Source organism: Serratia sp. ASV30 (assembly GCF_016428815.1).
GTDB lineage: Bacteria > Pseudomonadota > Gammaproteobacteria > Enterobacterales > Enterobacteriaceae > Chania > Chania fonticola_C.
On sequence record NZ_JAELTL010000051.1, the window covers coordinates 20,861 to 40,892 of the forward strand.

Annotated in this window: 21 protein-coding genes and 1 pseudogene; 4 read left to right on the forward strand and 18 right to left on the reverse strand. The window is 57.0% G+C overall.

The annotated features are described in order from the left end of the window. Positions 1–15: 15 nt before the first annotated feature. The 3 genes from flgD to flgB are packed head-to-tail and all read right to left on the reverse strand — an operon-like array spanning position 16 to position 1,565. Positions 16–726 carry a flagellar hook assembly protein FlgD gene (gene flgD / locus JHD74_RS19695; protein ID WP_024528902.1) on the reverse strand — a complete coding sequence of 237 codons (711 nt, stop codon included), beginning with the start codon at positions 724–726 and terminating at the stop codon, positions 16–18. A gap of 15 nt (positions 727–741) precedes the next feature. Next, positions 742–1,146, reverse strand: a complete 405-nt coding sequence (flgC, locus tag JHD74_RS19700; protein WP_021180939.1) for a flagellar basal body rod protein FlgC — start codon at positions 1,144–1,146, stop codon at positions 742–744. 5 nt (positions 1,147–1,151) lie between these two features. Then, on the reverse strand, positions 1,152–1,565 hold the full coding sequence (gene flgB / locus JHD74_RS19705) for a flagellar basal body rod protein FlgB (RefSeq protein WP_024528903.1): 414 nt from the start codon (positions 1,563–1,565) through the stop codon (positions 1,152–1,154). Positions 1,566–1,727: 162 nt separating this feature from the next. Between flgB and flgA the strand changes: the two genes are divergently transcribed. The 4 genes and pseudogenes from flgA to JHD74_RS19725 all read left to right on the forward strand — a co-directional run. Then, positions 1,728–2,384 (forward strand): flagellar basal body P-ring formation chaperone FlgA, encoded by a 657-nt coding sequence (flgA, locus tag JHD74_RS19710; protein WP_024528904.1) that lies wholly within the window; start codon positions 1,728–1,730, stop codon positions 2,382–2,384. Between the two features lie 122 nt (positions 2,385–2,506). Next, positions 2,507–2,818, forward strand: a complete 312-nt coding sequence (flgM, locus tag JHD74_RS19715) for a flagellar biosynthesis anti-sigma factor FlgM (RefSeq protein ID WP_024528905.1) — start codon at positions 2,507–2,509, stop codon at positions 2,816–2,818. A 21-nt stretch (positions 2,819–2,839) separates the two neighbouring features. Then, positions 2,840–3,274: a flagella synthesis protein FlgN gene (locus JHD74_RS19720; protein ID WP_024528906.1), complete on the forward strand. Its 435-nt coding sequence runs from the start codon at positions 2,840–2,842 to the stop codon at positions 3,272–3,274. 163 nt (positions 3,275–3,437) lie between these two features. Next, a pseudogene (locus JHD74_RS19725) lies at positions 3,438–3,617 on the forward strand (LysR family transcriptional regulator); the annotation flags it as partial. Between the two features lie 10 nt (positions 3,618–3,627). Here JHD74_RS19725 and JHD74_RS19730 read toward each other — a convergent pair. The 15 genes from JHD74_RS19730 to flhD form a co-directional block, all read right to left on the reverse strand. Continuing rightward, positions 3,628–4,029 (reverse strand): flagellar protein FlhE, encoded by a 402-nt coding sequence (locus tag JHD74_RS19730; RefSeq protein ID WP_199063349.1) that lies wholly within the window; start codon positions 4,027–4,029, stop codon positions 3,628–3,630. Next, positions 4,029–6,107, reverse strand: coding sequence for a flagellar biosynthesis protein FlhA (gene flhA, locus JHD74_RS19735; protein WP_024528908.1), 2,079 nt, complete (start codon positions 6,105–6,107; stop codon positions 4,029–4,031). Before flhA ends, JHD74_RS19730 begins: the two co-directional genes overlap by 1 nt. Further along, positions 6,100–7,242, reverse strand: a complete 1,143-nt coding sequence (gene flhB / locus JHD74_RS19740; RefSeq protein ID WP_065684263.1) for a flagellar biosynthesis protein FlhB — start codon at positions 7,240–7,242, stop codon at positions 6,100–6,102. Before flhB ends, flhA begins: the two co-directional genes overlap by 8 nt. Before the next feature lie 153 nt (positions 7,243–7,395). Then, a complete protein-coding gene (gene cheZ, locus JHD74_RS19745; RefSeq protein ID WP_024485789.1) occupies positions 7,396–8,040 on the reverse strand; it encodes a protein phosphatase CheZ in 645 nt (214 codons plus the stop codon). 14 nt (positions 8,041–8,054) lie between these two features. After that, the gene (gene cheY, locus JHD74_RS19750; protein WP_021180929.1) at positions 8,055–8,444 is read right to left on the reverse strand and encodes a chemotaxis response regulator CheY; all 390 of its coding nucleotides are present in this window, start codon (positions 8,442–8,444) and stop codon (positions 8,055–8,057) included. 49 nt (positions 8,445–8,493) lie between these two features. After that, on the reverse strand, positions 8,494–9,543 hold the full coding sequence (locus tag JHD74_RS19755) for a chemotaxis response regulator protein-glutamate methylesterase (RefSeq protein WP_021180928.1): 1,050 nt from the start codon (positions 9,541–9,543) through the stop codon (positions 8,494–8,496). Continuing rightward, the gene (gene cheR / locus JHD74_RS19760; RefSeq protein ID WP_199063350.1) at positions 9,543–10,415 is read right to left on the reverse strand and encodes a protein-glutamate O-methyltransferase CheR; all 873 of its coding nucleotides are present in this window, start codon (positions 10,413–10,415) and stop codon (positions 9,543–9,545) included. The genes JHD74_RS19755 and cheR overlap by 1 nt, the downstream gene beginning before the upstream one ends. A 21-nt stretch (positions 10,416–10,436) precedes the next feature. Continuing rightward, positions 10,437–12,068 carry a methyl-accepting chemotaxis protein gene (locus tag JHD74_RS19765; protein ID WP_074031590.1) on the reverse strand — a complete coding sequence of 544 codons (1,632 nt, stop codon included), beginning with the start codon at positions 12,066–12,068 and terminating at the stop codon, positions 10,437–10,439. A gap of 87 nt (positions 12,069–12,155) precedes the next feature. Further along, on the reverse strand, positions 12,156–13,823 hold the full coding sequence (gene tsr, locus JHD74_RS19770; RefSeq protein ID WP_024528912.1) for a methyl-accepting chemotaxis protein: 1,668 nt from the start codon (positions 13,821–13,823) through the stop codon (positions 12,156–12,158). Between the two features lie 456 nt (positions 13,824–14,279). Further along, complete coding sequence (cheW, locus tag JHD74_RS19775; RefSeq protein WP_024528913.1) at positions 14,280–14,780, reverse strand: chemotaxis protein CheW; 501 nt, start codon at positions 14,778–14,780, stop codon at positions 14,280–14,282. Positions 14,781–14,811: 31 nt separating this feature from the next. Further along, the gene (gene cheA, locus JHD74_RS19780; RefSeq protein WP_199063351.1) at positions 14,812–16,779 is read right to left on the reverse strand and encodes a chemotaxis protein CheA; all 1,968 of its coding nucleotides are present in this window, start codon (positions 16,777–16,779) and stop codon (positions 14,812–14,814) included. A gap of 4 nt (positions 16,780–16,783) precedes the next feature. Next, positions 16,784–17,860 carry a flagellar motor protein MotB gene (gene motB, locus JHD74_RS19785; RefSeq protein ID WP_024528915.1) on the reverse strand — a complete coding sequence of 359 codons (1,077 nt, stop codon included), beginning with the start codon at positions 17,858–17,860 and terminating at the stop codon, positions 16,784–16,786. Then, positions 17,857–18,747 (reverse strand): flagellar motor stator protein MotA, encoded by an 891-nt coding sequence (gene motA / locus JHD74_RS19790; RefSeq protein WP_024528916.1) that lies wholly within the window; start codon positions 18,745–18,747, stop codon positions 17,857–17,859. Before motA ends, motB begins: the two co-directional genes overlap by 4 nt. A gap of 144 nt (positions 18,748–18,891) precedes the next feature. Beyond that, complete coding sequence (gene flhC / locus JHD74_RS19795) at positions 18,892–19,476, reverse strand: flagellar transcriptional regulator FlhC (RefSeq protein WP_152529929.1); 585 nt, start codon at positions 19,474–19,476, stop codon at positions 18,892–18,894. After that, a complete protein-coding gene (gene flhD, locus JHD74_RS19800; protein WP_024528918.1) occupies positions 19,476–19,826 on the reverse strand; it encodes a flagellar transcriptional regulator FlhD in 351 nt (116 codons plus the stop codon). The genes flhC and flhD overlap by 1 nt, the downstream gene beginning before the upstream one ends. Positions 19,827–20,032: the final 206 nt, after the last annotated feature.

Consider the following 20,032-nt stretch of genomic DNA (forward strand, 5'->3'; position numbering starts at 1 on the left):
GGAAAATCACTGCGCTTAGTTTGACGAACCCAGTTTGGACAGGATCAGGCGCACGTCATCCAGCGTTGAGGTCCCCGCCACGCCCAGATCCAGTTTTGCCCCATCCGTACCGCGCGTGACGCCGTTAACCATGGCGAAACGCAGTGGCTGCGCCACCAACTGCTCACCACCGTTTTTGGCGTTGATCGCCACGGTGTAAGAGCCATCGGGCGCATTGGTGCCATCCTCCAGCGAACCGTCCCAGGAGAAGGAGTGCACACCGGCGGTCAGCCCGCCCAGATCGATGGTGCGTACCACTTTGCCGGTGGCATCGCTGATGGTCGCCGTGACCGCATCGGCGGTGCGTTCCAGCTCGATGCCAAACGGTGTGGTGCTGACCTTGCCAGCGTCATTCCCCACCAGGATCTCCTTGCCCGGCACCATCACACCGTGGCCAATCAGCGAACTGGCCTGGATTGACTGGTTGCCGCTGATCTGGCCGGAGATCGACCCCAGCGTGGTGTTGAGCTTCTCGATCCCGCTGACCGTATTGATCTGGGCCAGTTGGGTCGTCAGTTCGTTGTTTTGCATCGGGTTGGTGGGGTCCTGGTTTTTCAACTGGGCCACCAACAGCGTCAGGAAATTGTTGCTCAGATCCTGGCTGGTATTGCCATTCGCACCGCTTTTGGCGCCGGTACCGGCAATGCTGTTGTCGAGTGATTCATTGGTGGTGGCGGCAATGGCCATAAATAAAAGCTCCGGTTACTGACCCAGCGTCAGGGTTTTCATCAACATGGATTTGGTGGTATTCAACACTTCGACGTTGGCCTGATAGCTGCGCGAGGCCGAGATGGTGTTGACCATTTCCCCTACAACATCGACGTTGGGCATCCGCACGTAGCCTTTGGCATCCGCCAGCGGGTTGCCCGGCTGAAACACCAAGCGCTCCGGCGAGGGGTCGTCTACTACCTGCGCAACGCGCACGCCACCGGTCGACTGGCCTGGTGCCGCCGCGACCTCAAACACCACCTGTTTGGCCCGATAAGGCTGGCCATCCGGGCCGGTGGCGCTGTCGGCGTTGGCCATATTGCTGGCGCTGACGTTCAGACGTTGGGATTGTGCGGACAGGGCCGAACCGGAAATATCAAAAATATTCAATAACGACATGGAAATTATCCTCCTTGCAGCACGGACATCATGCCTTTGATCTGGCCGTTCAACAGCGTCAGGTCGGTTTGATATTTCAGGCTGTTATCAGCAAAGTTGGTGCGCTCACGGTCCATATCCACCGTGTTGCCATCCAGGGAAGGCTGATCCGGTACGCGGAACAGAAGATCCAGCGACGGTGGCTGCATATTCTGCGCCGGGATATGGCGAGCCGAGGTCAGGTTCAGCGCAACGCCGCTGCCGTTGACGCGCCCCTGTTCCATGACCTTGTTCAGTTGGCTGGCGAAATCGATATCACGAGCCTGATAGCCCGGCGTATCTGCGTTGGCGATGTTGGCCGCCAGGATTTCCTGCCGCTGGGCGCGCAGGTTCAGCGCCTCCTGGCCAAAACGCAGAGCAGCGTCCAATTTGTCGAGCATGCTCCCTCCGCGAGGTTAGAATTTGGAGCCGACAGCATAAACGCCCTACCTGTCAGCCTATCGTGGGAATAAGGGCAAAATGCGTCGCTATTTGTCTGCTTAGCCTGCGCGCGTAACGGTTACACTTGTCCCCCTGTGGTCGCTGCGTCTGTGAGGCAAAATATGAAAAGGATCCTGCTGTTGGTCGGCTTGCTGATCGGCCTGAACGCGCACGCCGAGGGCCTGGACGGACAGGTGGAGAGCTTTATCAAGTCTCAATTTGCCACCAGTACCAACGTGACCGACGTCAAGGTGCTGGTGCGCACGCCAGCAAGCCGTTGGCCGCAGTGCGAATTGCCGCAGCTTTCGATGCCTCAGAATGCTCGCCGCTGGGGTAACATCAGCATCTCGGCCCGTTGTGGCCAGGAGCGACGCTTTATTCAGGCGCAGGTGCAGGTAGCGGGACATTATCTGGTGGCAGCACGGGGGATCAGTGCTGGCAGCAAAATCACGGCCAATGATATCAAGCTGAAAACCGGCCGATTAGACACCCTGCCGGCGCGTACCCTGACCGATAACGCCAAGGCGATCGGAGCCGTCAGCCTGCGCAATATCAGCCCAGGGCAACCCTTGAACATGGTCATGCTGAGACGGGCCTGGGCGATCAAGGCCGGGCAAACGGTACAGGTGATGGCGCAGGGCGATGGATTTAATATCAGCGGCGCAGGGAAAGCGATGAATAACGCCGCCGCCGAAGACAGCGTGCGCGTGCGCATGGCCTCCGGGCAGATTGTCAGCGGCACCGCCAATGACGATGGCACAATTCGTATTACTCTATAAAAAAATAAAGCTTTGCCAATACTTGTCGATAACCAAGTCATAGCAGCATTTATCCGGCCACCAGGGCCACAGAATTGAACTCCCCGTTGCCTCGGCGACGGTGGTACAGATGGAGATTGAACATGAGTATCGATCGTACCCAACGGTTGCAACCCGTGCCCACGGTGCATCCGCGAGAAACACAGACAGACAGCACGTTGCAAGCACGTAAAAAGGTATCGACGGAAACTGCGGTCAGCGGCACCCAGGTTAAGCTGAGTGATGCACAGGCTCGCCTGATGCAGCCGGGTAGCCAAGATATCAATATGGAGCGAGTGGAAAGCATCAAGCAAGCGATCCGCAACGGCGAATTGAAGATGGATACCGGCAAGATTGCCGACGCCTTGTTACAAGACGTGCAAAGCGAATGGCAGTCCGGCGCCGATCGGGGTTAACACCAAGGGTGAGTCATTGATATGGAAAACCTGGCACAACTGCTGGATAAGCTGCTGGACACCTTGCAGGCATTAGGCACGGTGCAGACGGAGGAGCACACTTTACTGTGCTCGAAAACCTTGGCTGGCGTGGCTCTGCAACGCGTGACCGATGCTAAAAGCCAACTGCTGGCGACGGTCAATTATCTGGACCAACAGCGGCTGGAGATGGAGCGGCTGCAACACTGCCAGGCACCTTATGATGGCCAACCGCAGTTGGCGACCCGCTGGCAGCAAGTGCAACAGCAAAGCCTGCAACTGCGCGAACAGAATCACCATAACGGCATGCTGCTCAATCATCATATTGAGCACAATACGCAGGCACTGGCGATTTTAAACAAGCAAAATAAATCGCTGTACGGCCCCGATGGCCAGTCCCGCGCGGGGAGCCTGCTGGGCCGTAAGATTGGGGTTTAAGCACGGCCCCTCACCCTAGCCCTCTCCTAAAAGGAGAGGGGACAGAACGTGCCGCAACTCTGCTACTGAGTCTGCATCTCATACCATTCCCACAATTTCATTTGCACCTGAACTAGCGCCAGCTGGAATTGGCTCCTGTACCTAGCTGTACGAGGATCGCTTTATCGTGGTTGCCAGCCAGTTGCTGGCGCGAGATTTGTTACAACGCGGCGTATTAGCCGCGCCGTTCGAGATGTCATTACCCGATGCCCGCGATTACCTGGTCACCACGGAAGAAAACGCGCAGCGCGCCGATATCATGAAGTTGCGTGACTGGCTGTTAAGGCAAATCGCACCAGGGTGACCGCTCGTCCTCACTCATAATTCACAATCACCTGATTAGAGATCGCCCGCAGCGGAGGATTTAACGCGCCGCGAGACTGCACGTAATAAATGAAGCGGAACTCGCTGTCTGCGGGAAGACCGTTGAAGGCCTCACTTCGGCCGCTGCCCGCGCCGAGCGGTAGGCAGCGTGAGGAGGTACAAAGCTGCACCTGTAATCCGGCAGGCGCGCCTGCCAGCAACTGATAACGCCAGCTTACGCTGGTCACCCGAGCATCCGCCGCCGGTGGATTAGCTGGCCGCAGGCTGGGGGAAACATCACGCACGCTCCCCGTTTCCAGCGTGACGCCGCTGGCATCGGCGGCCCAAGAGCCCGACACCGCCTGCGCAGCCAAAGGAGTGAACAACACTAACAAAGGAAGGAAAGCTTTCATCAGGCGGCTCCTATGGTTGAGGTCATGCGGATCTGACGTTCGTCGTTGATTTCCAGGTTCGACAGCACCACCAACTGCGGCAAGGTACGGCGCAGGAAGCGCGCCAGCAGGGCACGTAACGCATGGTTTACCAGCAGCACCGGCGGTGCGCTGAGCATTTCCTGACGCTGCAGCGCCTGCTTGGCCTGATCCAACAAGCGGTCCGCCAGCCCCGGCTCAAGACCTCCGCCCCCTTGCAGAGCCTGCAACAGCAGGCGCTCAAGCGGCGTATCCAGACCAATGACCTGGATCTCACCGTTACCTGGGAACCACTGCTGGGTGATGGCCCGCCCAAGCGCCACGCGCACCACGGAGGTCAGTTCGAAAGGATCGCTTTGCGTTGGCGCATGTTCCGCCAGCGTTTCTATAATGGTACGCATGTCGCGAATCGACACTCTTTCGGCCAGCAGATTCTGTAGCACCTTGTGCAACGTGGTCAGCGAAACTACGCCAGGCACAAAGTCCTCCGTCAGTTTCGGCATCTCCTGCGAGACACGATCCAACAATTGCTGGGTTTCCTGGCGGCCAAACAGCTCGCTGGCAAACTGACCGAGCAAATGGTTAAGGTGAGTGGCGACTACGGTGCTGGCCTCCACCACCGTGAACCCCTGGATCTGCGCCTGTTCACGCAGTGCGCTATCGATCCACACCGCCTCCAGCCCGAAGGCCGGATCGACGGTTTTGTCACCGGCCAGCTCACCCACCGCATTGCCCGGATTTATCGCCAGCCAGCGCCCCGGATGTGCTTCACCGCTGCCGATCTCCACCCCTTTCATCAGAATGCGGTAACTGGCCGCCGACAGTTCGAGGTTGTCGCGAATATGCACCACCGGCGGCAGATAGCCGGTATCCTGAGCGAATTTTTTACGGATGCCACGAATACGCCCCAGCAGCTCGCCGTTTTGCTGAAAGTCCACCATGGGGATCAGGCGGTAACCGACTTCCATACCCAACGGGTCCTCCAGCTGTACATCAGACCAGCTGGCCTCCACCGCCTGCGGATTTTCCTGCGGCAGCGGCGGCTCTTTGACTTTCGGCGCCTGCTGTTCACGCCCGCGTAACCGCCAGGCCAGCGCCAGCAGTGCCGCCGTGAACAGCAGGAACACCAGGTTTGGCATACCAGGAACCATCCCCAACAGCCCCAATACCCCAGCACTCAACACCATCACACGCGGATTGTTGAACAGCTGGTTGACCATCTGCTCGCCAACGTCCTCATCGGTCGCTACGCGGGTGACGATCACACCGGCCGCCGTCGAGATCACCAACGCAGGGATCTGGGCGACCAGGCCATCACCAATGGTCAGTAAGGTATAGGTTTCAGCCGCGGTACCCAACTCCATACCGTGCTGGATCACGCCGACCAACAGGCCACCCACCACGTTAATCACCATGATCATCAAGCCTGCTACCGCGTCACCGCGCACAAACTTGCTGGCACCGTCCATCGATCCGTAGAAATCCGCTTCCTGCGTCACTTCGGAGCGGCGCTTTTTAGCCTCGTCTTCGCCGATCAGCCCGGCGTTCAGATCGGCATCGATCGCCATCTGTTTGCCCGGCATCCCGTCAAGGACAAAACGGGCGCCCACTTCGGCAATACGCCCGGCCCCTTTGGTGATCACCATAAAGTTGATCAGCACCAGAATGATGAACACCACGATACCAATGGCGAAGTTGCCGCCCACCAGGAAGTGACCGAACGCTTCAACCACCCGCCCCGCGGCCGCCGCGCCGGTATGACCTTCCATCAGGATGATCCTCGTGGAAGCGACGTTCAGCGATAGGCGTAACAGGGTTGAGAACAGCAGGATGGTCGGGAAGGCGGCGAACTCCAGCGTCCGCTGGGTAAACATCGCCACCAACAGCACCATAATCGACAAGGCAATATTGAAGGTAAACAGCAGATCGAGGATAAATGCCGGTAACGGCAGCACCATCATCGACAGGATCATCAGGATCAGTATCGGGCCAGCCAGCACCTGCCACTGCGTATCTTTAAAATTACCCGGCAAACGAAGCAGGGAGGCCAAATTAGCCATCTGAGTTATTCTCTCCAGCAAAATCCAGTGCTTCAGGCACCGGTAAACGTTGAGGTTTTTTCGGGATCAGGCCACCTTCACGCTGCCAACGGCGCAGCTGGTAGACCCAGGCCAGGACCTCGGCCACGGCGGCATACAAGGTCGTGGGAATGTGTTGCCCAATCTCACTGTGACGGTATAGCGCCCGCGCCAGCGGCGGAGCTTCCAGAGTCGGGATACGGTGTTCATTCGCCAATTCGCGGATACGCAAGGCGATCTCCCCAGCCCCTTTGGCAAGGACTTTTGGCGCACTCATGTTCTTGTCGTTGTATTGCAATGCCACGGCGTAATGTGTCGGGTTGGTGACAATCACGTCGGCCTTCGGCACGTCGGACATCATGCGGCGGCGAGAGATGGCCCGCTGTTGCTGGCGAATACGCCCTTTGACATGAGGATCGCCCTCCTGCTGCTTATGTTCGTCGCGGATTTCCTGCTTGGTCATCTTCAATTTCTTGAAGTGGCTCCATAGCTGATAAAACACGTCGAAGGCCACCATCGGCACCAGCCCAAGGACGATCAGCATGCCGCAGAAGATCACAATCTGTAGCGCATTGCGCAGTGCGTCCTGCGGTTGCTGGGTGACCAGATGCAGCATCGCCGCCCAGTTGTGCCACAGGTAAAGCCCGGCTACCCAACCCACCAGCGTCGCTTTGAGAATGGCCTTCAACAACTCTGCCAGCACCTGGGTGGAGAACATCCGTTTTAATCCGGAGATCGGGTTCATGCGCTTGGCATCAAACTTAAGGCTGAAGCCCACGCCACCCAGCAGCATCGGGGCCGACAGCGCCACCAGCACCAATCCAGCGAGGATCGGCATCAGCGCCCACACCGCCTGACGCAGCAGCATGGCAAACTGGCGCAGCATCTGCTTATCGTTGCTGACCATGTTGTGATCAAAATGCAGCCCTTCCGATAACATCCTCGCCAACTGTTGCGCGATATGGCCGCCCGCTACCCACAAGATCGACAACCCCGCGATCAGCATCAGGATCGAAGTCAGTTCACGCGAACGCGCAATCTGGCCCTCTTCACGCGCCTTTTCCAGCCGGTGGGGTGTGGGGGCCTCAGTTTTTTCCATATCACTGTCTTCGGCCAAGGCGAGGGTTCCCATGCGTGCGAAGAATAGAATTGCCGCCAGCATGCCAAAAAAATGCGGATTTCATTGCGGGAACAACGGCGCAAAAGGCCGGTTATTTCGGGGATGGGCTAGCGAAAAGATTTAGGGCGCAGGGTGCGCCCTAATAAATGATCAAAAACCTAGGCTGTCGAGCAGATCGTCCACCTGGGCCTGATTGGCAATTACGCCAGCCCCGTTCTGATCCAGCTGCGGGCCATTGAGCAGGCTGTCGTTCGGCCTTTTCTCTTTGGCAGGCTGATCCGGGATGTTTTCCATCAGTACCATCAGCAGCTGCTTTTCAATCTCCTGCACCACGTCCATCATGCGCTTGATCACCTGGCCGGTGAGATCCTGGAAATCCTGCGCCATCATGATCTCCAGCAACTGGGCGTTGGTGAATGCGGTGTGCTCCGGCACCCGATCCAGATACTGACGGGTATCCGTCACCAGTGAACGGGCATCTGCCAGCTCGATAGGGTTGGCAAACCACTCGTCCCAGCGCCCTTTTAGCGTATTGGCCTGCGACTCCAACTCCGCCTGACGGGGTTGTGCCGCCTCCACGCAGTTGAGCGCCCGCTCCGCCGCCTGCGCCGTCATGGTGACAACATAATCAAGACGGTCGCGTGCGTCCGGGATCGCTTCGGCAGCCTGAGCGATAGCCTGATCTAGCCCCAGCTCACGCATGCTGTCACGCAGCATGCGGGTCAGTTGACCGATGCGGGAGATGATCTCACCCGCTGTCGCTGCATCGCTGGCAGGCATTGGAATATCTCTCATCGCCCTCTCCTTTTTTACATGCCCAGTTTTTCAAAGATCTTGTTGAGCTTCTCTTCCAGCGTCGCCGCCGTGAAGGGTTTCACCACGTAACCACTGGCACCCGCCTGAGCGGCAGCAATGATGTTCTCTTTCTTGGCCTCTGCCGTCACCATCAGCACCGGCATAGATGCCAGCGCACCGTCGGCGCGGATGGTTTGCAACAGCTCGAGACCATCCATGTTCGGCATATTCCAGTCCGATACCACGAAATCGAAGCTGCCGGCGCGCAGTTTGTTCAACGCATCCGCCCCGTCTTCCGCCTCTTCGACGTTGTTAAAACCCAGTTCTTTCAGCAAATTTCTGACGATGCGGCGCATGGTAGAAAAATCATCCACCACCAGAAATTTAAGGTTTTTGTCTGCCATTATTGCTCCTAAGGTTAATCATTTTTGCCCCGTGGTTAGGGGCATAACATCAAATACGCAGCGCCTGACCACCCGCGATCTGCGCCAACATGCGTTGGCTCATGCGCTCCAATTCCACCACTTCATTGACTCCGCCGGTGGCAATGGCCTCACGCGGCATGCCAAACACCACACAACTGGCTTCGTTCTGCGCCAGGGTGTACGCCCCGGCACGGTGCATTTCCAACATGCCTGCCGCACCGTCATTCCCCATGCCGGTGAGGATCACCCCCACCGCATTGCGCCCCGCAAACTGGGCCACCGAACGGAACAGCACATCAACCGAAGGACGATGCCGGTTCACCGGCGGGCCATCATGCAGCCGAACCTGATAGTTGGCACCGCTGCGCGTCAGCTCCAGATGACGATCTCCCGGCGCGATATAGGCATGACCAGGCAACACGCGCTCGCCGTCTTCGGCTTCTTTTACCGTGATCTGGCACAGCTTGTTGAGCCGCTCGGCAAACGAACGGGTAAACCCTGGCGGCATATGCTGGGTGATCAATAACGCCGGGCTGGTAGCCGGTAACGGCTGCAAGACGTGGCGGATTGCCTCGGTACCGCCGGTAGACGCCCCGATAGCGATCAGCTTCTCACTGCTCAACAACGGCGTATGGCTGAGGATCTCCGGAGCCGGTGCCGTTGAACGCTGCGGCAGGCGCGCCTTGGCTGCCGTGCGGATCTTTTCGGCAATCAGCTCGCTATAGGCCAGCATGCCTTCGCGGATCCCCAACTGCGGCTTGGTGACAAAATCCACTGCGCCCAATTCCAACGCCCGCAGGGTGATCTCCGATCCCTTTCCGGTCAACGACGACACCATCACCACCGGCATCGGCCGCAGGCGCATCAGTTTTTCCAGAAAATCCAGCCCGTCCATACGCGGCATTTCGACGTCCAGCGTCAGCACCTGCGGGTTGAATTTTTTGATCAAATCACGCGCCACCAGCGGATCGGGGGCGGTCGCCACCATCTCCATATCGGGATGGCTATTGACAATCTCGGTCATCAGCTGCCGCATCAGGGCAGAGTCGTCTACGCTTAATACGCTGATTTTATTCATTACCTCTCCTTGGTCAGGCCATACACGGTCTGCCCACGCAAGTAGAAATCCCGGCTGAGCTGGCTAAAGTTTTCGGAATGGCCAGCAAACATCAGGCCCCCCGGTTTAAGCAGCGGCACAAAGCGCCGCAAAATGCGCTCTTGTGTTTCCTTGTCAAAATAGATCATGACGTTACGGCAAAATATCGCATCAAATTGCCCCGGCAACGCCCATTCAGGGGCCAGCAGATTGAGCGGCTGGAAATGCACCTGTGCCGCCAGTTCTGGCCGAACCCGAACCAGACCATGGTGAGGCCCGGTCCCTCGCAGGAAATAACGCTGCATCTGCGCCGGTGTCAGGGTGCGCAGATCTTCCTGGCGATACACCCCCGCTTCGGCCTTTTCCAATACCTGAGTATCAATATCGCTGGCCCACACCTGCGTCCCCGTCGCCCGCTGACCCAGCGCCTCATTCAAGGTAATGGCGATCGAGTAAGGCTCTTCACCGGTCGAGGCGGCGGTACTCCACACGGAGTAACCGTTGGGTCGCGAACGCGCATGTTCCGCCAGGATCGGGAAATGGTGCGCCTCACGGAAGAACGCCGTCAGGTTGGTGGTCAGGGCGTTGACGAATGCCTGCCACTCGGCGCTGTTGGTGTCACTTTCCAGCAGCACCAGATAACTACCAAAATCGGGTATTCCCAGCAGCCGCAGACGGCGAACCAGACGGTTGTAAACCATCTCGCGTTTGTGCTCGGCCAACACAATACCGGCACGCTGATAGATCAACTGGCTGATCCGTCGGAAATGCACATCCGACAGGGGCAGCCGTTGCACCATCTGAGTCAGTAAAGACGCAGGCTCTTTATTGGTGGGTGAAGAGGAACTACTCATAGCCCTTCACCCAATGGGTTGTTACTTGCCATACAATTCGACACTAGTTGCTTCCTTTGCCACTGATAAAACTCCGTTGTTAAGACTTTCTGATAAGGTGATGTTGTCGTCCGCCAGGCGGAATACCGCTACCGCATCGGCCAGCGTAATAGCCTGCTCTTCCAATGCCGCCGCCGCAGAGGCCGCTTGTTCCACCAGCGCGGCGTTCTGTTGCGTCACCTGATCCATCTGGGTCACGGCCTGAGTGACCTGCTCGATACCGCGGCTTTGCTCATCGGAAGCCGAGGAGATCTCGCCCATGATGTCGGTAACGCGGGTCACCGAACGCACGATATCCTTCATCGTGGCACCGGAGTTTTCGACCAACACCGACCCTTGCTTAACACGGCCGACCGACTCATCGATCAGCACTTTGATTTCTTTGGCTGCCTGGGCGCTACGCTGTGCCAGATTGCGTACCTCTGCCGCCACCACGGCAAAGCCCCGCCCTTGTTCACCCGCCCGCGCCGCTTCAACCGCCGCGTTCAATGCCAGGATATTGGTCTGGAAGGCAATACCGTCGATCACGCTGGTAATGGCGCCAATTTTCTGCGAGCTGCTGGCAATATCGTGCATGGTGGTTACCACATCGTCGGCCATTTCCCCGCCTTTGGCCGCGGTGGCTGAGGCATCGCGCGCCAGCTTTGAGGCCTGGCGGGCGTTGTCGGCATTCTGTTTCACCGTGGCGGTTAACTGCTCCATACTGGCGGCAGATTCTTCCAGCGACGCGGCCTGCTGTTCGGTGCGGGAAGAGAGATCGTTATTACCTTCCGAAATCTCCTGTAGCCCGATCAGGATCGACTCGGCACCTTCGCGCACCGCACCCACTGTGCCAATCAACGAGTTCTGCATGCGGTGCAGGCTGGCAAACAGCTGGCTGATCTCGTTGCGGCCATACACCTGGATCGGCGCGGCCAGATCGCCGTCGGCGATACGGTCAAAGTGGCTGCGCATAATATTCAGCGGCTGAACCAGCATATTGCGCAACCACCACATGGCACTGGCGGTCACCAGGATCAGCATCAGCACTGCGCCGCACACCAGCCAACCGGCCAGCGTGAAGGAGCGCTGGTTGGCCGCATTGGCCTGGGCGATATTTTCGTTGACCAGTTGCAGGTACTGGACGAAGTCGGCTTCGAACAGGTCTTGCATTTTCTGCGTGGGTTGATCCATAAAGCCCTGCAGGTTGCCACCTTCCAGGAAGACGACTAACTCACGCAACGCACCGCGTAGCCGCTCATAGCTGGCTTGTGTGGTTTCTGTCAGTTGCTGCTCCTGGTCGCTGTTACGGGAAACGGCCAGGAACTGATTAAAATAGAGATCGGCTTTCTGCAACGAACTGCGGGCGTTGCCCATCAGAGCATCGACCTGCTCTTGCGGCAATTTCAGCGCTGCACGGGTGCCGGCCCGGTTCAAGGTGTTGCGCGCCTGTAGCAGGGAAACCCAGCTCAGGCTGAGAGCATCACGCTGCTGGCTACCCAGACTAATCAGATTAAGATTTTGGTTATCGGAGCGGGAAGCGGTATACGACAAGCCGGTGCTAACCAGTTGCATCAGGCAAAAGGTCAGCAGTAATAAAAACAGACTGGTAGAGATACGGACTCGGTTAAACACGATAAACCTCCAGGTAGCCGCGGGTTAACACGGCTTAGGACGGAAAAAAGGGCCACGCCTTCACGGAAGAACGCAGCCCAATGCCGGTTAGAACGTTTCCCAGTTCTCCTGCGGATCGCTGGCGCTCATTTTTTTATGATTGATTACCGGGGTAACGACTTTACTGTTGGCGGATGACTTGAACTCGTTTTGGCCTTCCGCTTTCAGTCGGAATACCGCAACGGACTGGGTCAGGCGGCTGGCCTGCTCTTCCAGAGCTGCTGCCGCAGAGGCCGATTCTTCAACCAAAGAGGCGTTTTGTTGGGTGACACGATCCATTTCTGCTACCGCCTGGCCAACCTGATCGATACCACGGCTTTGTTCGTCGGAGGCCGAAGCGATTTCACCCATGATGTCGGTAACGCGGGTGACGGCATTGACGATATCGCCCATGGTTTCACCGGCGCTTTCCACCAGCACCGAGCCCATATCAACACGGCTAACCGAGTCTTCAATCAGGCCTTTGATCTCTTTGGCTGCCTGCGCGCTGCGGCTTGCCAGGTTACGTACCTCACCGGCCACCACGGCAAAGCCACGGCCCTGTTCACCGGCACGAGCAGCTTCTACTGCCGCATTCAACGCCAGGATGTTGGTCTGGAAGGCGATGCCGTCGATCACGCTGGTAATATCGGCAATTTTCTGCGAGCTGCCAGCGATGTCGTGCATGGTTTGCACTACGTTGGCGACCACTTTGCCGCCTTTCTGCGCGGTTTCTGAGGCGCTCAACGCCAGTTGGCTGGCCTGACGGGCATTTTCGGCGTTCTGTTTCACCGTCGCGGTCAACTGCTCCATGCTGGCGGCGGTTTCCTCCAGCGAGGCGGCCTGCTGTTCGGTACGGGAAGAGAGATCGTTGTTACCTGCGGCAATCTCGGAAGCACCGCTGTAGATGGCATCGGCCCCCTGACGCACGCCGCTGACGGTGTCGATCAGTTCGCCTTGCATATGCCGGAGGCTGGCTGCCAACACGCCCATTTCGTTGCGGCTATTGACGTCGATCTGGTGAGTCAGATCGCCTGCGGCGATCAGTTTGATGTGCTCAATCATACGGTTGAGTGGGCGCACCAGAATATGGTGGATGCCGAACCAGACCATAGCGATCACCGCAACCACCAGTACCAGCACCACGCCCAGAGTCCAAACGGCGAATTCGAAAGAGCTGTCGCCATCTTCGACCGCGATCTGGTATAGCTTGTCGTTCTGAGTCAGGTAGCGGTTATAGAGCTGTTCAAATTCAGTCTGATAACGCTGAGTGGGCTGTTCAAAGAAGGCGTCCAGCTTGCCGTCACCCAACAGCGGGATCAGTTCCGACAGTGCAGTGTGCAAAGTGGTATAACGCTGCTTGAGTTCGTCTGCCGCTGCGGCATCCTGTCGAGCATCCAGAGGGATTTTCTCATAGGCAGCGTAGTGCTGTTCCGCCATGCTCAAGGTGTTTTTCGCCGAGACCAGCAGTTCATCAACGGTGGCACCGGTGCCCGCTTTATTGAGGTCCATCATGTAGCGGATACCGGCACGATTGAGGGTATTGCGGGTTTGCAGCAGGTTTACCCAGCTTTCATTCAGCTCTGACTGCTGCTGTCGGATAGTTTGCAGTACGGTAAAATTTTCTTTGTTATCTTTCAGCGAAGTGAAAAACAGCCCACCGGAAACCAGCTGCAAGGCACCGAATAACACTAGCACCAGCAATAAGCTGGTGACCACCTTCATACGATTAAACATTTTTACCCTTCTTGGAAGCCCGCACAGACAAGCGCTGTGTACGTTAACTGTCTGGGTTATCGGCGTGGCAGAAGAGAACTTTAAGAAAAATCTGTAACTATTTTTTTGTATTGTGCGGGGGGTAAGATTTTAGCTCGGCGAAGGGATGGCCCCCTCACCCTAACCCTCTCCCACAGGGAGAGGGAACAGAACGTGCGACTGATTAGTACCGTATGCGTCCTTCACGTCATCCCGATCACAGCTTTCCCAAAGGGCAAAGGAAACGAAAGTACCACTGATTAACTACAGCCAATATCGCACGTTTTACAGATTAGCTTCTGCACCTGAACACAGCGCCGTACCAGCTCCCTCTCCCTGTGGGAGAGGGTTGGGGTGAGGGGAACTGACGCCAATACGCCTCACCAGTTACACCATCACACACAGCAACTTAGTCAATCAGCGGTGCATTTAAGGCAATCAGGCGCTTTTTGCTACGTTGTCTACCAGCGACATCTCTTCGCTGCTCAGCAGCTTTTCGATATCCACCAGGATCAGCATACGTTCACCGAGCGATCCCAGACCGGTGAGATATTCCGTTGCCAGCGTGACCGCAAACTCGGGGGCCGGGCGGATCTGATCCGCCGTTAACGACAGCACATCAGACACGCCATCCACCACGATCCCCACCACCCGCTGGCCAAAGTTCAGCACGATCACCACGGTGTTTTCATCATAAGAGACGTCCTGCTGGGCAAACTTCACGCGCAGATCGATAATCGGCACGATCACCCCACGCAGATTGGTCACGCCCTTGATAAACGCCGGGGTATTGGCGATACGCGTTACCTGATCGTAACCGCGGATCTCCTGAACCTTGAGGATATCAATGCCATACTCTTCGTTACCCAAGGTAAAAATCAGGAACTCCTGACCTACCGTTTCGCCCGCCAGTTTGCTGACGGCTGCCAGTCCTGCCATTTCGATCACCTTTAAATCAGTCGGTTAATAATTATGCGGCAGCGTCCGTCAGACGCTTTTCCCGGTTCAGCGTTTGCAGCGCCGATACATCTACAATCAGCGCCACGCTGCCATCCCCCAGAATGGTTGCGGCGGAAATCCCCGGCACCTTGCGATAATTGCTTTCCAGATTTTTCACCACCACCTGGTGCTGACCGATCAACTGATCGACCAGCAGCGCATAGCGACGGCCTGCACTTTGCAAAATCACCACGATACCCTGGGTGGCTTCGGTTTTGGCTCCGTCAACCTCAAACACCCTATACAGCTCAACCAACGGTAGATATTCGCCGCGAACCTGAAGCACACGCTCCCCACCGGCCAGCGGATGCAAATCCTCGGCCTGCGGTTGCAATGACTCCATCACGGCATTCAAGGGCAGAATGAACACTTCCTCATTCACCTTGACCGACATGCCGTCAAGAATGGCCAGCGTCAGCGGCAGTAAAATGCGGATTGAGGTGCCTTTCCCGGCCTGGAAATGGATTTCGACATGGCCCCCCATCTCCTGAATATTTCGCTTCACCACGTCCATGCCCACTCCGCGCCCGGAGACGTCGGTCACCTGCTCAGCGGTGGAGAAACCCGGGGCAAAGATCAACATGCCGACCTCTTCATCGCTCATGTTGTCACTCACCGCCAGCCCCTGTGAGGCAGCCTTGGCGAGAATTTTCTGGCGGTTGAGGCCAGCACCGTCATCGGTGACTTCAATGCAGATATTGCCGCCCTGATGTTCGGCGGACAGGATCAGATTACCGACTTCGGCCTTACCGGCGGCCAGGCGCGCAGCAGGTTCTTCAATACCGTGATCCAGGCTGTTGCGCACCAGGTGTGTCAACGGATCGATAATGCGTTCAATCAGGCTCTTGTCCAGTTCGGTAGAGCTGCCCCGTAGCGTCAACTCCACCTGCTTGTCCAGCTTACTGGCCAGATCGCGCACCAGACGTGGGAAACGGCTGAAAACGTACTCCATCGGCATCATGCGGATCGACATCACCGACTCTTGCAGGTCGCGAGCGTTACGCTCCAACTGGCTCATGCTGTTAAGCAGATCGCCATGGTTGACCGGATCCAGGGAGCCTGAACGCTGGGCCAACATCGACTGAGTGATCACCAACTCACCCACCAGGTTGATCAGTTGATCGACCTTTTCTACCGCCACGCGGATGCTAGTGGACTCGCTAGCCTTGGCTTTGGGCTTCGGCGCTTCTGCCGCCGGAGCAGGCGCGGTGGGTGTAGCAACGGCCACGGGTTCCGGCGTGCTAACTTTCGCCACGACCTTCGGCGGTGTGGAAAAGGCAATCTGCTCCGGTTCCAACACAAAGCACAGCACCGCGCTGATATCCTCCTCACTGGCAGAAGTCAGTAAAGTCACCTCCAGGCTGCTCTCGGTCTGCTGCGGGTTTTCCACCTCGCCCAGATTGCCCAACTCTTCCAGCATCAGAGGAATTTCATTTGGCTTCAGGCCGCTCAGGCTGATCCGCATCCCGCCTTCGATCGCGGCCGGAGCAGCGGCATGAACCACCGGTGAGGTTACCGTTACCGCCGCCGCAGGAGCATCCTGCTGTTGCGCTTCCAAAGCCAACTGCCGCAATGCCTGACAAATATACTCAAAGCTCTCGCTATCAGGCTGTTGCGACGTTTTATAGGCGTCCAGTTGCTCCTGCATAATGTCTTTGGTTTCCAGAAACAGGTTGATAATTTCAGTGCTCAGGCTCATTTCCTGACGCCGGGCACCGTCCAGCAAATTCTCCAGCAGGTGGGTAGTTTCCTGCAGAACGCTAAAGCCGAAGGTGGCCGCCCCACCCTTGATCGAGTGGGCAGCGCGGAAAATCGCGTTCAGTGTTTCAATATCCGGGGCCAGCGGGTCCAGCTCCAACAGATGTTGCTCCATATCGGCCAGCAGCTCGTCTGCCTCATCAAAAAAGGTCTGATAAAAAGCGCTAATGTCCATGCTCACGGGGTCACCTCTGCTGTGAGTCGCTGTTAGTCGGTGAAGTGGCGGAAGGTGCCGCCGGAATAGCCGCTGTCGGCCCGGTGTCTGCGGCTTTCACCGCTGCCGGAGGTTGCTCTGACGTCCCCTGCGTTGCCGGCAGTTCGGCGGTTGGAGCAGGTGACGACGGCGGTAACTCTGGTGTCGCTATAGCCGGTGCCGTCGCCTGCGGAGCCAGCTGCTTCAGGCCTTCCGGCTGGTCGATTTCCGTAGCGCTGCTCTCCGCATTCTCGTGTTCTATCCCCTGCTGGGTTGCTTTGTTCAGCACCAGAATGGTGATCCGCCGGTTAACGGCATCATCACCGCCGTGCTGTTTCAGGTTCATGGTCGAGGCCATCCCAACCACCCGCAATACTTTGCCTTCGGCCAAACCACCGGCGATCAGTTCACGCCGCGAGGCATTGGCACGATCGGCGGACAGTTCCCAGTTGCTGTAATAACGCTCACCGGTAGCATAAGGCAGATCGTCGGTATGGCCCGACAGGCTGATTTTGTTAGACAATCCATTGAGGATCGGCGCTATCCCGCGCAGGATATCGCGCATATAGCTTTCCACCTGTGCGCTACCGGTCTTGAACATAGGCCGGTTCTGGCTATCGATAATTTGAATGCGTAATCCTTCGTCCATCATGTTGATCAGCAAATGTGGCCGCAGCGCTTTCAGGCGCGGGTCCGACTCAATCAGCTCATCGAGTTTCTCGCGCAGCTTGTTCAGGCGCAGCTCTTCCGCACGCTTTTCCGGTGAATCCATCTGCTTTTTGACCAACCCTTGCTGCTGGGTTGGGTCGTCCCCACCGCCTGGGATTGGGCTGCTTTCCGAGCTGCTCTTGTCGCCGCTGGTCAGCGCCACCTTCAATGGGGTACGGAAATATTCGGCTATCTGCGTCAACTCCTGCGGGCTGGCAATCGCCAGCAACCACATCACCAGAAAAAATGCCATCATCGCCGTCATAAAATCGGCATAGGCAATCTTCCAGGAGCCGCCGTGATGACCGGCATGATGGGCTTTGCGTTTTCTGACCAGAATAACCGGGTGATTCTGTTTCATGCGTCCTGCTCTTCCGTCGCCTGCTGTGCCGGAGCTTTCACCTTACGCACATGCTCTTCCAACTCAACGAAGGAGGGGCGCTCCGTGGTGTACAACGTTTTACGGCCAAACTCGACCGCGATCTGTGGAGCATAACCATTCAAACTCGACAGTAAGGTGACCTTGATGCACTGCATCATCTTGGTGGTTTCGGCACTCTTCTGGCGCAGCAACGTGGCCAGCGGCGAGATGAACCCATAGGCCAACAGAATACCGAGGAAGGTGCCCACCATCGCATTAGCGATCAGTGCCCCCAATTCCGCCGCAGGCCGGTCAGCCGAAGCAAGCGCGTGCACTACCCCCATCACGGCGGCCACGATGCCGAAAGCCGGCAACGAATCGCCGACCATCGCCAGGCTCCCAGCGGGTACCTCGCTCTCCTGTTCGAAGGTTTCGATCTCTTCATCCATCAACGCTTCGATCTCAAAGGCGTTCATATTGCCGCTCACCATGAGCCGCAAGTAGTCGGTAATAAATTCCACCAAATGGTTATCGGCAAGAATGCGCGGATAATTAGAGAAAATTTCGCTTTCCTGCGGATTATCGATATCAAACTCAAGCGACAACATGCCCTGCTGGCGGGATTTGGCCATTAGCCGATACAGCAGCGCCATCAGATCCATATACAGTTCTTTGTTGTATTTTGAGCGGCGCATCAGCTTGGGAAGAGCGCGCAGCGTGGATTTGATCGCTTTACCGTTGTTGCCGACGATAAAGGCCCCCACACCGGCCCCCCCGATGATCAAAAATTCGGCAGGCTGATAGAGCGCACCGAGGTGCCCCCCGACAATCATATAGCCGCCAAACACGGTTCCCAGAACCACGAGATAACCCAAAATAACTAGCACACGTATTCCTTAAATTCACAATGTGGATGGAAGGTGAGTCAACGCGGATGAAATTCGGCTACAGCACGGGCCGCACCAAAGGGCTCGGAGTACCGAGCCCTTGAGTTTCACCAGTCTGTGTTGTTGCTTAGCCTGCAAACAGGCTCAGACCACGCGTTTAACCTGCTCGTCCAGCAGTTGTGGAATAATATCGGCCAGTTGCGGAGAAAGTTTACGTCTTTTTACTGCGCGGGATGGGGGTTGGCATAAACTGCAGACAAAACTGTTAAGCGGCTGGTGCGCATGGGTGATAAACGTCCCACCACAGCAACTGCAAGCGGAAAGCTGTAACATACCGCTGTCGACAAAACGCACCAGCGTCCAGGCCCGGGTCAGCGCCAGCAACGGGGGTTCGCCTGGCTGCTGCGGACACTGTTCCAAATACAGTCGATAGGCTTTGACCACGGCTTCAACCCCGTGGCACTGACCGCATTTGAGCAGGAACTGATAAGCATTGAAAAACATCGACGAGTGGATGTTTTGCTCCCAGGTCATGAACCAGTCGGTCGAGAATGGCAGCATGCCTTTGGGCGGCGGACTGCCGCGTAATTCTTTGTACAGTTTGATCAATCGCCCACGGCTAAGCTGCGTTTCGCTCTCCAACATCTGCAAGCGCGCGCCCAGCGTGATCAGTTCCATGGCGAGTTGAATGTCCTTGGCTTCCTGAACAATACTTTTCTCACTCATCATCAGGCTCTTTTCTTCGTCACACTACCGCCTTTACCCGATAGTTCTTTGAGTAAATGGCTCGATAGCAAAATGCCGGTGTGGATCTGTTGCAGATCGTCCACGCGGGATTCTTTCGTCAGACGCTCGATAGTATTGTGGTCGTCGAAACGGAAGTGGCAAACCAGTTGATTAGTTTCTGCCAGTTTTACCATTTGTGGCAACGTGAGCTGCGACAGCGCATCCGCCATCGAGTTATCAATACCCAGACGAAACATTGCCGACGCTTTTTCATCGTTAATCAGACGCTGTGCCAGAAGCAAATATGACAAGTTAATGTCATAAATATGTTTAAGTAGTTCAGACGTACCCATATTCCCATCCCGACAGACTATGTTTAAAAACATACGCTGGGTGATAAATTATCGCCCATGACTTGGGTTCATTCCCAAAGCTGTCTCTTATACACATCTGAAAGGGGGGGGGGGGGGGGGGGGGGGGGGGGGGGGGGGGGGGGGGGGGGGGGGGGGGGGGGGGGGGGGGGGGGGGGGGGGGGGGGGGGGGGGGGGGGGGGGGGGGG

Excerpts from the sequence above, each read along its gene's own strand:
- JHD74_RS19755 (WP_021180928.1), bottom strand. The coding sequence starts at position 9,543 with ATGAATAAAATCAGCGTATTAAGCGTAGACGACTCTGCCCTGATGCGG.
- flgB (WP_024528903.1), bottom strand. The coding sequence starts at position 1,565 with ATGCTCGACAAATTGGACGCTGCTCTGCGTTTTGGCCAGGAGGCGCTG.
- flhD (WP_024528918.1), bottom strand. The coding sequence starts at position 19,826 with ATGGGTACGTCTGAACTACTTAAACATATTTATGACATTAACTTGTCA.
- cheW (WP_024528913.1), bottom strand. The coding sequence starts at position 14,780 with ATGGCAGGACTGGCAGCCGTCAGCAAACTGGCGGGCGAAACGGTAGGT.
- flgD (WP_024528902.1), bottom strand. The coding sequence starts at position 726 with ATGGCCATTGCCGCCACCACCAATGAATCACTCGACAACAGCATTGCC.
- cheZ (WP_024485789.1), bottom strand. The coding sequence starts at position 8,040 with ATGAGAGATATTCCAATGCCTGCCAGCGATGCAGCGACAGCGGGTGAG.
- flhA (WP_024528908.1), bottom strand. The coding sequence starts at position 6,107 with ATGGCTAATTTGGCCTCCCTGCTTCGTTTGCCGGGTAATTTTAAAGAT.
- flgM (WP_024528905.1), top strand. The coding sequence starts at position 2,507 with ATGAGTATCGATCGTACCCAACGGTTGCAACCCGTGCCCACGGTGCAT.
- flhC (WP_152529929.1), bottom strand. The coding sequence starts at position 19,476 with ATGATGAGTGAGAAAAGTATTGTTCAGGAAGCCAAGGACATTCAACTC.
- JHD74_RS19720 (WP_024528906.1), top strand. The coding sequence starts at position 2,840 with ATGGAAAACCTGGCACAACTGCTGGATAAGCTGCTGGACACCTTGCAG.
- flgA (WP_024528904.1), top strand. The coding sequence starts at position 1,728 with ATGAAAAGGATCCTGCTGTTGGTCGGCTTGCTGATCGGCCTGAACGCG.
- cheR (WP_199063350.1), bottom strand. The coding sequence starts at position 10,415 with ATGAGTAGTTCCTCTTCACCCACCAATAAAGAGCCTGCGTCTTTACTG.
- cheY (WP_021180929.1), bottom strand. The coding sequence starts at position 8,444 with ATGGCAGACAAAAACCTTAAATTTCTGGTGGTGGATGATTTTTCTACC.
- tsr (WP_024528912.1), bottom strand. The coding sequence starts at position 13,823 with ATGTTTAATCGTATGAAGGTGGTCACCAGCTTATTGCTGGTGCTAGTG.
- JHD74_RS19730 (WP_199063349.1), bottom strand. The coding sequence starts at position 4,029 with ATGAAAGCTTTCCTTCCTTTGTTAGTGTTGTTCACTCCTTTGGCTGCG.
- motB (WP_024528915.1), bottom strand. The coding sequence starts at position 17,860 with ATGAAACAGAATCACCCGGTTATTCTGGTCAGAAAACGCAAAGCCCAT.
- flgC (WP_021180939.1), bottom strand. The coding sequence starts at position 1,146 with ATGTCGTTATTGAATATTTTTGATATTTCCGGTTCGGCCCTGTCCGCA.